12 protein-coding genes are annotated in these 14012 nt (G+C 66.0%); 5 read left to right on the forward strand and 7 right to left on the reverse strand.

Annotated elements, in window-relative coordinates:
* Window positions 1-22: 22 nt before the first annotated feature.
* Window positions 23-1498, reverse strand: a complete 1476-nt coding sequence (gene dacB / locus C8C96_RS02110) for a D-alanyl-D-alanine carboxypeptidase/D-alanyl-D-alanine-endopeptidase (protein ID WP_121941267.1) — start codon at window positions 1496-1498, stop codon at window positions 23-25.
* A 78-nt stretch (window positions 1499-1576) separates the two neighbouring features.
* Between dacB and C8C96_RS02115 the strand changes: the two genes are divergently transcribed.
* The 5 genes from C8C96_RS02115 (at window position 1577) to corA (ending at window position 5891) form a co-directional block, all read left to right on the forward strand.
* The gene (locus tag C8C96_RS02115; RefSeq protein ID WP_121941268.1) at window positions 1577-2557 is read left to right on the forward strand and encodes a DMT family transporter; all 981 of its coding nucleotides are present in this window, start codon (window positions 1577-1579) and stop codon (window positions 2555-2557) included.
* 46 nt (window positions 2558-2603) lie between these two features.
* On the forward strand, window positions 2604-3317 hold the full coding sequence (tsaB, locus tag C8C96_RS02120; protein ID WP_121941269.1) for a tRNA (adenosine(37)-N6)-threonylcarbamoyltransferase complex dimerization subunit type 1 TsaB: 714 nt from the start codon (window positions 2604-2606) through the stop codon (window positions 3315-3317).
* Between the two features lie 22 nt (window positions 3318-3339).
* Window positions 3340-3840: a ribosomal protein S18-alanine N-acetyltransferase gene (gene rimI / locus C8C96_RS02125; protein ID WP_121943830.1), complete on the forward strand. Its 501-nt coding sequence runs from the start codon at window positions 3340-3342 to the stop codon at window positions 3838-3840.
* Between the two features lie 54 nt (window positions 3841-3894).
* Window positions 3895-4683 carry a uracil-DNA glycosylase family protein gene (locus C8C96_RS02130; protein WP_233584131.1) on the forward strand — a complete coding sequence of 263 codons (789 nt, stop codon included), beginning with the start codon at window positions 3895-3897 and terminating at the stop codon, window positions 4681-4683.
* A 221-nt stretch (window positions 4684-4904) separates the two neighbouring features.
* Window positions 4905-5891 carry a magnesium/cobalt transporter CorA gene (gene corA, locus C8C96_RS02135; protein ID WP_015016148.1) on the forward strand — a complete coding sequence of 329 codons (987 nt, stop codon included), beginning with the start codon at window positions 4905-4907 and terminating at the stop codon, window positions 5889-5891.
* Between the two features lie 202 nt (window positions 5892-6093).
* Here the strand turns inward: corA and C8C96_RS02140 are convergent, their stop codons facing one another.
* From C8C96_RS02140 to fba, 6 genes are all read right to left on the reverse strand, one after another.
* Window positions 6094-6846, reverse strand: coding sequence for a 5'-methylthioadenosine/adenosylhomocysteine nucleosidase (locus C8C96_RS02140; protein WP_121941270.1), 753 nt, complete (start codon window positions 6844-6846; stop codon window positions 6094-6096).
* A 118-nt stretch (window positions 6847-6964) separates the two neighbouring features.
* On the reverse strand, window positions 6965-8644 hold the full coding sequence (locus C8C96_RS02145; RefSeq protein WP_121941271.1) for a long-chain-fatty-acid--CoA ligase: 1680 nt from the start codon (window positions 8642-8644) through the stop codon (window positions 6965-6967).
* Between the two features lie 94 nt (window positions 8645-8738).
* Window positions 8739-10151, reverse strand: a complete 1413-nt coding sequence (gene pntB / locus C8C96_RS02150) for a Re/Si-specific NAD(P)(+) transhydrogenase subunit beta (RefSeq protein ID WP_121941272.1) — start codon at window positions 10149-10151, stop codon at window positions 8739-8741.
* A gap of 35 nt (window positions 10152-10186) precedes the next feature.
* On the reverse strand, window positions 10187-11785 hold the full coding sequence (locus tag C8C96_RS02155) for a Re/Si-specific NAD(P)(+) transhydrogenase subunit alpha (RefSeq protein ID WP_121941273.1): 1599 nt from the start codon (window positions 11783-11785) through the stop codon (window positions 10187-10189).
* 63 nt (window positions 11786-11848) lie between these two features.
* Window positions 11849-12574 (reverse strand): hypothetical protein, encoded by a 726-nt coding sequence (locus C8C96_RS02160; RefSeq protein WP_121941274.1) that lies wholly within the window; start codon window positions 12572-12574, stop codon window positions 11849-11851.
* 317 nt (window positions 12575-12891) lie between these two features.
* The gene (fba, locus tag C8C96_RS02165; protein ID WP_121941275.1) at window positions 12892-13956 is read right to left on the reverse strand and encodes a class II fructose-bisphosphate aldolase; all 1065 of its coding nucleotides are present in this window, start codon (window positions 13954-13956) and stop codon (window positions 12892-12894) included.
* Between the last annotated feature and the right edge of the window lie 56 nt (window positions 13957-14012).

The raw sequence follows: 14012 nt of genomic DNA on the forward strand, positions 1-14012 counted from the left end.
AACGCAGGGCAGCAGCGATTATTCACTGCTCGCGCGCCGTCCAGTCGATGAGGCTGTCGAGCACGGGCCGCGCTGCCCCTGCATTGGCGTGGTTGACCACCGCCACCAGCACATAGCGGCGCCCGCTGGCGGCATGCACATAGCCTGCAACGGCCATCACGTCGCGCAGGCTGCCCGTCTTGAGGTGGGCGGTACCAGCACGACTCTGGCTGCGGCGCAGCGTGCCGTCCACCCCCGTGACCGGCAGCGACGCCACCAGCTCGGGCATCACGGGCGATACCCAGGCCACCTGCAGCATGCGGGCCAGGGCCTGTGCGGTCAGGCGTGCGTCGCGGCTGAGCCCAGCGCCGTTGTCCACCTGCGGCAGGTCGGCATCGCCCATGCGGGCCTGCCACCACTGGCGCAGCACCTCGCGGGCGCCGTCGAATGTGGCCACGCCATTTTTTTGCAGCGCCAGGGTCAGAAAGACCTGCTGCGCCATCACGTTGTTGCTGTACTTGTTCACGTCGCGCACCACCTCGGCCAGTGCAGGGGACGGGACCACAAACGCGGGCTTGAGGCCCGGGGGCACCTTGCCGTCGCGCACGCTGCCCGTGAGCTTGCCACCCAGTTCGCGCCACATGCCCTCCACCGCCCTCGCCGCAAAGCCACGCGGGTCGGCCGCCGCCACCGGCCACACCCGCTCGCCACACGCAGCGGAGTACACGCCCTGGAAAGACACCTTGGAGGGGTCCGACAGCTCCGCTCGCAACGTTGTGCGCCAGTCGCCACAGTCGGCGCCCGGCGCCGCCAGCGCCACGGTGGGCTGGCGCTGCACTCCAGCCAGAGGCGGGTCGTATTGGATGCGCGCCAGGCCGGCGGCCGCATCGGGCACAAAGGTCATCACCGACGATTTGTAGTTGAGCAGCAGGGCGTCGGGTGAGGCGTTGTAGGGCCGCAGCGGCTCACCATCAAACCGTGCCGGGTCCTGGTCCGGCACGTCGAACGCCGTGCGGTCCAGCACGATATCGCCCACGATGACCTGGATGCCCTGGCCCTGCAGCCGCCGCATCAGCAGCCACAACCGCTCCATGACCAGCTTGGGGTCGCCCTGGCCCTGGATGTAGACATTGCCCCGCAGGCTGCCGCCCTGCACCGTGCCTTGCACATACACCGGCGTGTTCCATACATAGGCAGGGCCCAGCTGCTCCACCGCCGCATAGGTGGTCACCAGTTTCATCACCGACGCGGGGTTCACAGGCACCTGGGCACGGTGTGCAAGGCGCGGGCTGGCCTTGCCGGCAGCTTGCGCGTCCACCACCACCACCGACAGGGACTCGCGCGGCAGCTTGGCGCGCGCCAGGGCGGCCTCCACCTCGGGCGGCAGCGAGCCAGCAGGCGGCCCGCCCGTCTGCGCCCCCGCCAGGCCCGCCCCGCCTGCGGCCACTAGCCACGCAGCCCCACAACCCACCACACCACGCAGCACACGGCGGCGCCAAAGAGCAGAAACAGACAACATGGCGGGGAGTCTATCGCCCGCGCACCCGCACCAGGCCCCGCGCCAGCACGGCATGCGGCGGGCGCCGATAATCGCGCGATGCGTTTTTCTCCCCGCACCATCGGCCTGCTGGCGGCCGTGGTCACCGTCACCATCTGGACGGGCTTCATCATCATCGCCCGCGCCTCGGCTCAGCGCACGCTCACCCCGTTCGACATCGCACTGCTGCGCATCGTGGGCGCCAGCCTGGTGCTACTTCCCTGGGGCTGGTGGATGGTGCGACGGCGCCAGACGGCATTGGGGGCCTCGGCACCGCCGTCCAGCCTGGCAGGCATCTCTCCCTTGCCCTTGCGCACCACGGCGCTGCTGGGCAGCTTTGGCGGGCTGCTGTACGCGCTGCTGGCCTATTCAGGGTTCTTCCATGCACCGGCCACCCATGCGGCGGTGCTCATGCCGGGCAGCTTGCCGCTGTGGACGGCGCTGCTGGCCGCCTGGTTGCTGCGCGACCAAATCACGCCGCTGCGCGCTGCAGGCCTGGCGCTGATCGTGGCGGGCGACCTGCTGGTGGGTGGGCGCAGCCTGCTGGCGGCGTTTTCGGGCGGGGACGTCTGGAAGGGCGACCTGCTGTTCATGCTGGCCGCGTCGTCCTGGGCCACCTACAGCGTGCTGGCGAGGCGCCACGCGGTCGATGCGGTGCAGGCCACCATCGCCATCACCGCGTTTGCCTGCGTGGTGTACCTGCCCAGCTATGCGCTGCTAGTCTGGCTGGGCGCGGTCAGCAGCCACCTGGCCCAGGCGCCATGGAGCGAGATCGCGTTCCAGATGCTGTTCCAGGGTGGTGGCTCCGTGGTGGTCTCCGGCATTGGCTTCACGCGCATGATCCAGCACTACGGCCCCGTGCGCTCGACCATGATCACGGCCCTGGTGCCCGGTCTGTCCGCCATGGGGGCGGTGATTTTCCTGGACGAGCCGATGCACTGGAATCTGGTGGCCGGCCTGCTGCTGGTCACCGCCGGTATCCTCCTGGGCGTGCTGCGCAAGAGCCCGGCCCCTTCCACCCCAGCCACAGCCACCTCCTGAGCGCCTGCTCACCGACCGCGCCACCCAAGATCTTCCGACCCTGCCCATGAATCTGCTCGCCTTTGACACCAGCACCGACACCCTCTCCATCGCCGTGCAGCATGGCGATGGGGTCTGGCTGCACCAGGGGCCGGGGGGCGCACAGGCCTCGGCGACGCTGATCCCCGCCGTGCGTGCGCTGATGGCGAAGGCGGGCCTGACTTTCGACATACTGGATGCGGTGGTGTTCGGGCGCGGCCCCGGCTCGTTCACCGGACTGCGCACCGCCTGCGCCGTGGCCCAGGGGCTGGCCTTTGGCGCCAAGGGCGGTCAGGGCGTGCCGGTATTGCCCGTGGACACCCTGCTGGCCGTGGCGGAGGAAGCACGCCAGCAACAAGGCTGCACCCATGTGGTGGCGGTGCTGGACGCCCGCATGGACGAGGTCTACCACGCGCGCTGCGAATGGTTGCCCGCCGAAGCCCGCTGGCACGCAGACGAAGACTTTGGCCTGGGGGCGCCCGAGTCGGTGCAGCCGCCCGATGGCTGGACGGTAGCCGGCAATGCCCGCGCAGCCTATGGCGACCGGCTGGCACCGACCGCCACGCACATCACTGCTTTGCCCACCGCCACGGCCCTGCTGAGCCTGGCGCCCGCGCTGATTGCAGCGGGCCATGCCGTGGCCGCTGGTGACGCCCTGCCGCGCTATATCCGCGATAAAGTGGCGCAAACCACCGCTGAACGCGCCGCACTGCGCGCCGCCCAGGCGGCTGTGACGCCCTGAAAAAAGGGTGAACGAATCCAGCATGAGCGCACTGCCTACCCCCTCCACATCGCCGTCCGATGCCAGCCCAAACCGCCCCGAGGCGCGCTTTGAGGCCCTGACCCTGGCCCGGCTAGATGCCGTGCTGGCCGTGGAGCAGCGCGCCTATTCGCACCCCTGGACCCGTGGCAACTTCACCGACGCCATGGCGTCTGGCTACGAGACGCAGCTCCTGATGGCGGACGACCATCTGCTGGGCTACTTCGTGGCCATGATGGGGGTGGATGAGGTGCACCTGCTCAACATCACCGTCACCCCCGAATACCAGCGCCAGGGCTGGGCCCGCGTGCTGCTGGACGCCCTGGCCTTGTGGTCACGCGGGCGCGGTGCACAATGGCTGTGGCTGGAGGTGCGGGCGAGCAACCTGCGCGCCCAGCAGATCTACCAGACCCATGGATTCCGCCGCGTGGGCGACCGCAAGCGTTACTACCCCGCAGCACACGGACAGCGCGAAGATGCCGTGGTCATGAGCCTGGCGCTCTGACCCCGCACCGCACCCCGTACCTGCTGAACCACCGATGGCCTGTTTTCTTTCCGTATGAGCCTCCACCTCGATGCGCGCCAGCGCGCCATGCTGCAAGAAATGGGCGTCACCGTGTGGGGCCCATCCCCCGCCCAGGAGGCCATCGCCCAGCCCCAGGCAATCGCTTCTGCGGCTCCTGCGGCCGTGGCAGCACCTGCCATGGCGCCGCCGCGCGCACAAACACAGACACCGTCCCCTGCGCTCGCCGAGCGCCCCCAAGCGCCGCCGGCCCACACCACCAGCCGCAGCGCACCGCCGGCTCCGACCCCTGCACCTGCCACCACAGGCGCGGCCGCGCCCGCCCTGCGGCTGCACCCACCCCAGACGCTCTACCCCACCGCCGACCCGGCGCAAACGCCCGCCGGGTTGGGCCGGGGCTGGCTCATCGTGGCCGAGAGCTTGACCCCCGCCGAGCCCCTGGGTGGCGATGCGGGCCGCTTGCTCGACAACATGCTGCGGGCCATGCAATTGCACCGGCACCCGCGCGTGTTCCTGGCCGCCCTGGAGCGGTCTGCGCCCGGCACCGAAGCCAGCACCGACATCCCGGCCACCCTGGCCGACACCGTGGCCCGCCTGCAGCCCGCCATGGTGCTGGTGCTGGGCCATGTGGCGGCGCGCGCGGCCCTGGGCCGCACCGAGCCCCTGGGCCGCCTGCGCGCAGGTCCGCATGTGCTGGCCGGGTGCCCGGCGGTGGTGACCTACGACCCCGCCTTTTTGCTGCGCTCGCAGGACAACAAGGCCGCCGCCTGGGCCGACCTGTGCCGGGCGCTGGCCATGGTGCGCAGTGCCGAGGCCGAGGGCTGAGAGCCTGTTGGCAGGGCCCCAGCCCCCTTCCATGCCCCCCGCCGGACCGGCGAGATCATCGCCCGGTGCCATAATCCGCCGCTTGCCTAATTTTTACGGAGACAGCTCCTTGGAAACCTACCCGAGTTGGTAGCTTTCAGCTCCCGGCGCATTTGACTGCTGTGGGGTTGAAAGCACCCCTACCCCACACCGCAGACGCCAAAAAACAAGGGAGTGAGCCCATGCTCAACATCTTTACGCTCGCCAATGGCCGGCTGTTCCAGGAAGAAATCGAATCCCTGGAAGAGCTGACCAAGTTCCAGCCGATCTGGGTGGACCTGGAAGCCCCCACGCTCGAAGAGAAGCGCTGGATCAAGCAGCACTACGGCCTGTCCATCCCCGAGGATGCGATGGACGAGGACATCGAGGAATCCGCCCGCTTCTACGAGGAAGACAACGGCGAGCTGCACATCCGCAGCGACTTCTTGATCGATGACGACGAAGACCCCCGTTCGGTGCGCGTGGCCTTCATCCTGAACCAGCACAACACCAACCTGAAAAGCCGGGGCGTGCTGTTCTCCATCCACGATGAAGACGTGCCCGTGTTCCGCCTGCTGCGCATGCGCGCGCGCCGCGCGCCCGGCCTCATCGAAGATGCCAAGGAAGTGCTGCTCAAGCTGTTCGACGCCGACGCCGAGTATTCGGCCGACACGCTGGAGAACATCTATGACGAGCTGGAGGCCGTGAGCAAGCAGGTGCTGGCGGGCGATGTGACCGACACCCGCGCCGGCGAGGTACTAGCCGCCATCGCGCGCCAGGAAGACTTGAACGGCCGCATCCGCCGCAACGTGATGGACACGCGCCGCGCCGTGAGCTTCATGATGCGCTCCAAGATGCTCAACTCCGAGCAGTTCGAGGAAGCCCGCCAGATCCTGCGCGACATCGAGTCGCTGGACAACCACACGGCGTTCCTGTTCGACAAGATCAACTTCTTGATGGACGCCACGGTCGGTTTCATCAACATCAACCAGAACAAGATCATCAAGATCTTCTCGGTGGCCAGCGTCGCCTTGCTGCCACCCACGCTGATCGCCAGCGTGTACGGCATGAACTTCAAGTTCATGCCCGAGCTGGACTGGTCGCTGGGCTACCCGTATGCGCTGGGCCTGATGCTGGCCAGCGCGCTCGGGCCCATGTGGTACTTCCGCAAGCGGGGCTGGTTGAAGTAGCCCCCCTGTGGCGCTGCGCGCCTTCCCCCCGAGGGGGACGCCTCCAGCGGCCCGGCAAAGCCGGTTCCGCGGTGGCGCTGGTAGATACATAGCGCTGGTTGCAGCGCATCGTGGCGAACAGCAAATGGGATGCGTTGGAGTCCTCTTTAGAGGGAAAATCTGCCGCAAGCGCTAGTGCAACATGCCTTAGCCGCTATCAATTTCATAGTTTGTGTAAAAACGACAGCACCATGTGCTCGGCGTACCGGCTGGCCACGGTCTGCACGAATTGGGCGAAGTCGCCGTGGGCGGCATCGTCAGCGCGGTCGGAGATGGTGCGCACTGCGGCAAAGGGCAGGCTGTAGTCATGGCACACCTGGGCGACGGCGGCACCCTCCATCTCCACGGCCAGCACATCGTGCCCGGCCGCGCGCAGGGCGGTGCACAGGCGCTCGGACTCTTGGGCGGTGGCCACAAAACGATCGCCGCTGGCCACTAGGCCCTGGTGCGCCTGGTGGGCACCCCCATGGATATTTTTCAAGCCCCAGAGACCGCTTGCGCTAGTGACGCATAGGTTGGCAGCTTCCAAAAGCATAGCAGTCAGTACCGGATCGCACGCCAGGCGGGTGCGTGCGTAGCCCGGCAGCTCCCACCGAGGGAACAGCGGCGAGGCATCCATATCGTGCTGCACATAGTCTTGCGCCACCACCACATCGCCCCGGTGCACCCCATCGCCGACGCCACCCGCGACGCCCGTGAAGACGATGCGCGCTACCCCAAAATGTTCGATCAGGGCCGTGGCCGTGGTGGCAGCGGCCACCTTGCCGATGCCCGACAGCGCCAGCACCACCGGGCGGTCGTGCAGCTCTCCGCGCCAGAACGCGCGGCCGGCGTGCATCAGCCGCTGCGGGTGCGCCAGCTGTTGCACCAGCGAGCTCTGTTCTTCGGGCAGCGCACTCAGAATGGCAGTGCTCATGCAAAGGTCCTTGGGGTCATGTCATGGGGCCACAAAACACCCGCGCCATCCTGGGCAGCGCGGTCGCAAAAAAGGCTGCCGAAGCCGCCTGGGGATTGTGACGTGCCAGCAGGCCGCGTCACTTCTTGTCGCGCAGTTCGCGGCGCAGGATTTTGCCCACGGGGGTCTTGGGCAGCTCGGTGCGGAACTCGATCACCTTGGGCTGCTTGTAGCCCGTGAGCTCGTGGCGGCAGAACTCCTTGACCTGCGCTTCGGTGAGCGCCGGGTCCTTCTTCACGATCACGAGCTTCACGGCCTCGCCCGTCTTTTCGTCGGGCACGCCCACCACGGCGCATTCGAGCACGCCAGGGCAGTTGGCCACCACTTCTTCGACCTCGTTGGGGTACACGTTGAAGCCGCTGACCAGCACCATGTCCTTCTTGCGGTCCACGATCTTGAAGAAGCCGCGCGCATCCATCACGCCGATGTCGCCCGACTTGAAGTAGCCGTCTTCGGTCATGACCTTGGCCGTTTCATCGGGGCGCTGCCAGTAGCCGGCCATCACCTGAGGGCCCTTGATGGCGATTTCGCCCGGCTCGCCCAGCGTGGTGACCTCACGGCCTTCATCGTCCAGCAGCTTCATGGAGGTGCTGGGCAGCGGCACGCCGATGGTGCCGGTGTATTCGGTGCTGGTGGTGGGGTTGCAGCTGGCCGAAGGGCTGGTCTCCGACAGGCCATACCCTTCGCAGATGGGGCAACCCGTCTTTTCGAGCCAGAGCTTGGCCACCGCGCCCTGCACCGCCATGCCGCCGCCCACCGAGACCTTGAGGTTCTTCCAGTTGACGGTGTTGAAGTCGGGGTGGTTGGCCAGGCCGTTGAACAGCGTGTTGACGGCCGGGAAGCTGTGGAAGGTGTGCTTGGACAGCTCCTTGAGCACCGCAGGCAGGTCGCGCGGGTTGGGGATCAGGATGGTCTTGCCGCCCGTGCGCATGCTCAGCATCATGTTCACGGTGAACGCGAAGATGTGGTACAGCGGCAGCGCGCAGATGCTGGTGGGCTGCTCACCAGCGGGCACCTTCTTCATCACGGGCTCGTTCCAGGCCTCGGACTGCAGCACGTTGGCGATCACGTTGCGGTGCAGCAGCACCGCGCCCTTGCTCACCCCCGTGGTGCCGCCGGTGTACTGCAGCAGCGCGATGTCGTCCGGCTTGATGTCGGGCTTCTTGAGCGTGCCGCGTGTGCCCTGCGCCACCGCATCGTTGAAGCGCACGGCCCCCGGCAGGGTGTACGCCGGCACCATCTTCTTGACGTTGCGCACCACGTAGTTGACCAGCGCCCCCTTGAGCAGCCCCAGCTGGTCGCCCATGGCGCACAGCACTACATGCTTGACGGGCGTGTGCGCAATGCACTGCTCCAGCGTGGTGGCGAAGTTCTCGATGATGACGATGGCCTTGGCGCCCGAATCCTTGAGCTGGTGCTCCAGCTCGCGCGGCGTGTACAGCGGGTTCACGTTGACGACCACGAACCCGGCGCGCAGCACGGCAGCCACGGTCACAGGGTACTGGGGCACGTTGGGCATCATGATGGCCACGCGGTCGCCCTTGACCAGACCCAGCCCCTGCAGGTAGGCAGCAAACGCACTGGAGAGCGAATCGGTCTGGGCGTAGGTCACGTCCTTGCCCATGAAGCTGTAGGCCACGCGGTTGGCGTACTTCTTGAACGCCTCGTCCATCAGCGCCACAAGGGAGCTGTACTGCGTGGTGTCGATGTCTGCGGGAACACCTTGTGGATAGGCGGCCAGCCACGGGCGGTCGGTCATTGGGATTGTCTCCTGGTAGGTTTTATGGGGGTCCTGCAAGCACGCCGATGTTTTTCAGCACGATCGTGCTTTTATTGTGGAGGAATTATGCCCGTCAGCTCTTGAGCGCGGTCAGTACCTCATCCAGCATTTTCTTGGCATCGCCAAACAGCATGCGGTTGTTGTCCTTGTAGAACAAGGGGTTGTCCACCCCCGCATAGCCCGAGGCCATCGAGCGCTTCATCACGATGGAGGTCTTGGCCTTCCACACTTCGAGCACCGGCATGCCAGCGATGGGGCTGGACGGATCGTCCAGCGCGCTGGGGTTCACGATGTCGTTGGCGCCAATGACCATTGCCACGTCGGCATCGGGGAAGTCCTCGTTGATCTCGTCCATCTCCATCACGATGTCGTAGGGCACCTTGGCCTCGGCCAGCAACACGTTCATGTGGCCGGGCATGCGGCCTGCCACGGGGTGGATGGCAAAGCGCACATCCACGCCCTTCTCGCGCAGGGTCTTGGTGATCTCGTACACCGTGTGCTGCGCCTGGGCTACGGCCATGCCGTAACCGGGCACGATGATGACGCTCTTGGCGTCGCGCAGCAGCTCGGCCGTCTCAGCGGAGCTGACGGGTACGGCCTCGCCCTGCGGCTCGGCAGCTTCACCCTTTTTGGCGGGCGTGCCCGCGCCCGAACCAAAGCCACCCGCAATCACGCTGATGAAGTTGCGGTTCATCGCATTGCACATGATGTAAGACAGGATGGCGCCCGAAGAACCCACGAGCGCGCCGGTCACGATGAGCAGGTCGTTGGACAGCATGAAGCCCGTGGCCGCAGCCGCCCAGCCCGAGTAGCTGTTGAGCATGGACACCACCACCGGCATGTCGGCACCACCAATGGCCATGACCATGTGGATGCCGAACAGCAGCGCGATCACCGTCATCACCATGAGCGGCACCATGCCTTGCTCGACGGTCTCGGCGCGCAGGAACTCACGGCCAAACCAGATCACGATCAGCAGCGCCGCCAGGTTGAGCCAGTGGCGGCCGGGCAGCAGCAGCGGCTTGCCACCGATCTTGCCGTTGAGCTTGCCAAAGGCGATCAGCGAGCCACTGAAGGTGACGGCACCAATCAGGATGCCCACATAAATCTCCACCTCGTGGATGATCTTCTCAGCACCCTGCAGCTGAATCGAGGTATCGACATAGCTGGCAAACCCCACCAGGCAAGCCGCAAGGCCCACCAGGCTGTGCATGAGCGCGACCAGTTCGGGCATCTGGGTCATCTTGACGACCTTGGCCGCATACAGGCCGATGCCGCCGCCAACGACCAGAGCGCCGACGATCCAGGCCACACCTGCGGGGCTCACGCGCGGGCCGAACACCGTGGCCAGCACGGCCAGCGCCATGCCGACCATGCCGAACAGGTTGCCCCGGCGCGAGGTTTCAGGGTTGGAGAGCCCACCCAGGCTCAGGATGAACAAAATGGCCGCACCCAGGTAGGCCACGGTAGCGAGACTTTGGGACATGTTCTGTGCTCCTCGTTGTTCTTGTCGTTATCGGATTACTTGCGGAACATGGCGAGCATGCGGCGCGTGACCGCAAAGCCGCCGAACATGTTGATGGCCGTGAGCACCAGGGCCGCAAAGGCCAGCCACAGGATCAGCCCGTCCGGGCGCCCGTTGATGCCCGCATCGGGCGGCGCAATCTGCACCAGGGCGCCGATGGCGATGATGCTGGAGATGGCGTTGGTCACGCTCATCAGCGGCGTGTGCAGTGCGGGTGTAACGTTCCACACCACCATGTAGCCGATGAAGCAGGCCAGCACGAACACCGTGAAGTGCCCCAGGAAGGCCACGGGCGCGTAGGCACCGATGGCCCAGAACAGCACAGCCAGCACGGCAAAAACGATGGTCAGCGTCTTGGCGGACATGGGTGCGCCTGTGCCGTGGCTCGATTTCTTCTCGGCCACCGGGGCGGCCGCCTTGGGCGCGGGTGCCGGCGCCTGCTTGAGCGGCGGCGCAGGCCAGGTGATCGAGCCTTCCTTGACCACAGTGAGGCCGCGGATCGCGTCGTCCTCCATGTTGACCACGGCCACGCCGTCCTTGGCCTTGCACAGCTCTTCCGTCAGGCGCAACAGGTTGGTGGCGTACAGCGTGGAAGACTGCTTGGCTAGGCGCGAGGCCAGGTCGGTGTAGCCGACGATGGTCACACCATGGCGCACCACGGCCTGGCCGGGCACGGTCAGCTCGCAGTTGCCGCCCTGCTCGGCCGCCATGTCCACGATCACACTGCCGGGCTTCATGCTCTGCACCATCTCGGCGGTGATGAGCTTTGGCGCGGGCTTGCCCGGGATCAGCGCGGTGGTGATGATGATGTCGGCATCCTTGGCCTGCTCGGCGTACATCTTGCGCTGCGCAGCCTGAAAGCCCTCGCTCATGACCTTGGCATAGCCGCCGCCGCCCGAGCCTTCTTCCTCGTAGTCCACCTTGACGAACTCGCCGCCCAGCGACTTGACCTGGTCGGCCACCTCGGCACGGGTGTCATTGGCGCGCACGATGGCGCCCAGGTTGGCTGCGGTGCCAATGGCGGCAAGACCGGCCACGCCAGCGCCTGCAATGAACACCTTGGCGGGCGGCACTTTGCCTGCGGCCGTGATCTGGCCGTTGAAGAAGCGGCCGAAGGCATTGGCCGCCTCGATGACGGCGCGGTAGCCGCTGACGCCTGCGGTGGAAGTGAGCGCGTCCATCTTCTGGGCGCGCGAGAGCGTGCGCGGCAGGCAGTCGATGGCCAGCACCGTCGCCTTGCGGGCCGCCAGCTGCTGCATCAGTTCAGGGTTCTGGGCGGGCCAGATGAAGTCGATGAGCGTCGTGCCCTCGCGCATCAGCGCCACTTCATCGCTGCTGGGCGGGCGGACCTTGAAGACGATATCGGATGCAGCCCACAGCGAGGCAGCGTCGCCCACGATCTCGGCGCCCGCAGCGCGGTAGGCGTCGTCACTGAAGTTGGCGCCATCCCCAGCCCCAGACTCCACCGTGACAGAGAAGCCCAGCTTGATCAGCTTCTCCACCACATCGGGCACGGTGGCCACGCGCTTTTCACCGGGAAGGGTTTCCCTTGGCACGCCGATACGCTGCGGCTGCGGGACGGGGCTTGTCTGCATCAGAGGTCTCCTCGAGTTTCGTAATCGTTATGCAAGGCCGCCAGGCAGGGGAGGACTGGCGCGCTAGGGTTTGGATGTGGGCGCAGGGAATGGGAAGGGCGGAATGGCCAGGTGGCCGTCCACCATGCCGGAGCTCTGGCGCACGGCCTGGGCCAGGTCATAGGCCCACTGCTGTGCGGGCCGGCCCGCCACCAGGAATTCTTCGTTGTTGCGCGGACGGGAGCTCAACAACCGCTGATCGACCAGTGCATCCACCACCACCCAGACACCCGCTTCAGTGACGTAACCATAGGCAACATGGGAATAGGGTGCTTTCAACGCGATCTGGCGGCTGGCCATCCATTGAACGAGGTCGGGCCGGTTCTTTTCAAGCCACTTGGGGCTGCTCGCCCAAAGCTTAAAGCGCAGGCAATCGGCCCGCACAGGGCTGCCATCGGCGGAATCCTTCACCATGACGTCCTGTTGCGCCGGGCAATACCCCACCCCTTGCGGAGACCCACGCAGGTCGCTGGTGCGGTTCGTCTGCACGCGCAGCGCAGCCAGCCATTCGCCTTGCGCACCACGGAGCCCCACGTCACGTGTTTGAAGTGAGGTACGGCCTCCGGAACCCGCAACGGCTTCCTCCGAAGTGCCCAGGTCCTGCCAGGCCCCCGGCGGCAGTACAAGGCGGGCGCGCCCGACTGGATATTCGGACTTGGGAGGAACGGTCAGGGGCGCGCACGCCACCGTGAACACCGTCACAGCCAACACAGGCAACAGCCGCCGGAACTTTGAAATGGTCAGAGTCATAGAGAAAGGTTCATACGAATTCGCCTTCAATCATCCCACGGCACCCAAGTCCGTCCCTCGACGGCTTCTGCCATGCAACAACCAACTCGGTGTAGCTGGTGAAAAATGTGTTGAAAGCGCCCTGGTATCGGACACTTCTTGCGGCGCTGCCGGTGGGCAAGCTGACCGCGAGCTTACATGAAGAAAATCTTGTCGCTGTCGCCTTTGTCTGCAGTAGAGGGAACTCCCCAGTCTCCCTCCGCAAACAGGCAAAAAAAAGCCTGGCAGCACAAAGCAGCCAGGCTGGGCAGCGGCCCCGCAGGGCCTGGTGCCAACGATCAGTTCACCACTTGGGCCAGCGCACCCGAGGCGTACTGGGCGGCCACGGCCTGCAGGCTCAGGCCCTTGATCTTGCTGCCCTGGCCTTCGCAGCCGAACTCCAGGTAACGCTGCTTGCACACCTGCTTGGCCGCTTCGCGGGCGGGCTTGAGCCATTCGCGGGCGTCGAACTTGTCGGGGTTCTCAGCCAGGAACTTGCGCACCGCGCCGGTCATGGCCAGGCGGATGTCGGTGTCGATGTTGATCTTGCGCACGCCGTGCTTGATGGCTTCCTGGATTTCCTCGACGGGCACGCCGTAGGTTTCCTTCATCTTGCCGCCGTACTGGTTGATGATGGCCAGCAACTCGGCAGGCACCGACGAGGAGCCATGCATCACCAGGTGGGTGTTGGGGATGCGCTGGTGGATTTCCTTCACGCGGCTGATGGCCAGGATGTCGCCCGTGGGCTTGCGGCTGAACTTGTAGGCGCCATGGCTGGTGCCGATGGCGATGGCCAGGGCGTCCAACTGTGTGGCCTTCACAAACACGGCGGCTTCTTCGGGATCGGTCAGCATCTGGCTGTGGTCGAGCTTGCCGACGGCACCAATGCCGTCTTCTTCGCCCGCGTCCCCGGTTTCGAGGTTGCCCAGGCAGCCCAGTTCGCCTTCGACCGTAACGCCCACCTTGTGCGCCATGTCCACCACCTTGCGCGTCACTTCAACGTTGTAGTCGAAGGACGAAGGGGTCTTGCCGTCTTCCATCAGCGAGCCGTCCATCATCACCGAGCCAAAGCCCAGGTCGATGGCACCCTGGCAAATCTTGGGCGAGGTGCCGTGGTCCTGGTGCATCACCAGCGGGATGTGGGGGAAGGCCTCGACCGCCGCCTGGATCAGGTGCTTGATGAAGGGCTCGCCCGCGTACTTGCGTGCGCCAGCGCTGGCCTGCAGGATGACGGGAGCGCCCACTTCGTCCGCAGCAGCCATCACGGCCTGCACCTGCTCCAGGTTGTTGACGTTGAAGGCAGGGATGCCATAGCTGTTGGCAGCGGCATGGTCGAGCAGTTCGCGCATCGAAACGAGGGGCATGGTCGTGGGGTCCGTGGTGGGTTGATGAAGGAGGGCGCGAGGCGCTGTAGCACCTG

The sequence above is a fragment of the Acidovorax sp. 100 genome (genome assembly GCF_003688355.1).
In the GTDB taxonomy this organism is placed as follows: Bacteria; Pseudomonadota; Gammaproteobacteria; order Burkholderiales; family Burkholderiaceae_C; genus Acidovorax; species Acidovorax delafieldii.

Coding starts and splice junctions, on each gene's coding strand:
- dacB (WP_121941267.1), bottom strand. CDS start 1,498: ATGTTGTCTGTTTCTGCTCTTTGGCGCCGCCGTGTGCTGCGTGGTGTG.
- C8C96_RS02115 (WP_121941268.1), top strand. CDS start 1,577: ATGCGTTTTTCTCCCCGCACCATCGGCCTGCTGGCGGCCGTGGTCACC.
- tsaB (WP_121941269.1), top strand. CDS start 2,604: ATGAATCTGCTCGCCTTTGACACCAGCACCGACACCCTCTCCATCGCC.
- rimI (WP_121943830.1), top strand. CDS start 3,340: ATGAGCGCACTGCCTACCCCCTCCACATCGCCGTCCGATGCCAGCCCA.
- C8C96_RS02130 (WP_233584131.1), top strand. CDS start 3,895: ATGAGCCTCCACCTCGATGCGCGCCAGCGCGCCATGCTGCAAGAAATG.
- corA (WP_015016148.1), top strand. CDS start 4,905: ATGCTCAACATCTTTACGCTCGCCAATGGCCGGCTGTTCCAGGAAGAA.
- C8C96_RS02140 (WP_121941270.1), bottom strand. CDS start 6,846: ATGAGCACTGCCATTCTGAGTGCGCTGCCCGAAGAACAGAGCTCGCTG.
- C8C96_RS02145 (WP_121941271.1), bottom strand. CDS start 8,644: ATGACCGACCGCCCGTGGCTGGCCGCCTATCCACAAGGTGTTCCCGCA.
- pntB (WP_121941272.1), bottom strand. CDS start 10,151: ATGTCCCAAAGTCTCGCTACCGTGGCCTACCTGGGTGCGGCCATTTTG.
- C8C96_RS02155 (WP_121941273.1), bottom strand. CDS start 11,785: ATGCAGACAAGCCCCGTCCCGCAGCCGCAGCGTATCGGCGTGCCAAGG.
- C8C96_RS02160 (WP_121941274.1), bottom strand. CDS start 12,574: ATGACTCTGACCATTTCAAAGTTCCGGCGGCTGTTGCCTGTGTTGGCT.
- fba (WP_121941275.1), bottom strand. CDS start 13,956: ATGCCCCTCGTTTCGATGCGCGAACTGCTCGACCATGCCGCTGCCAAC.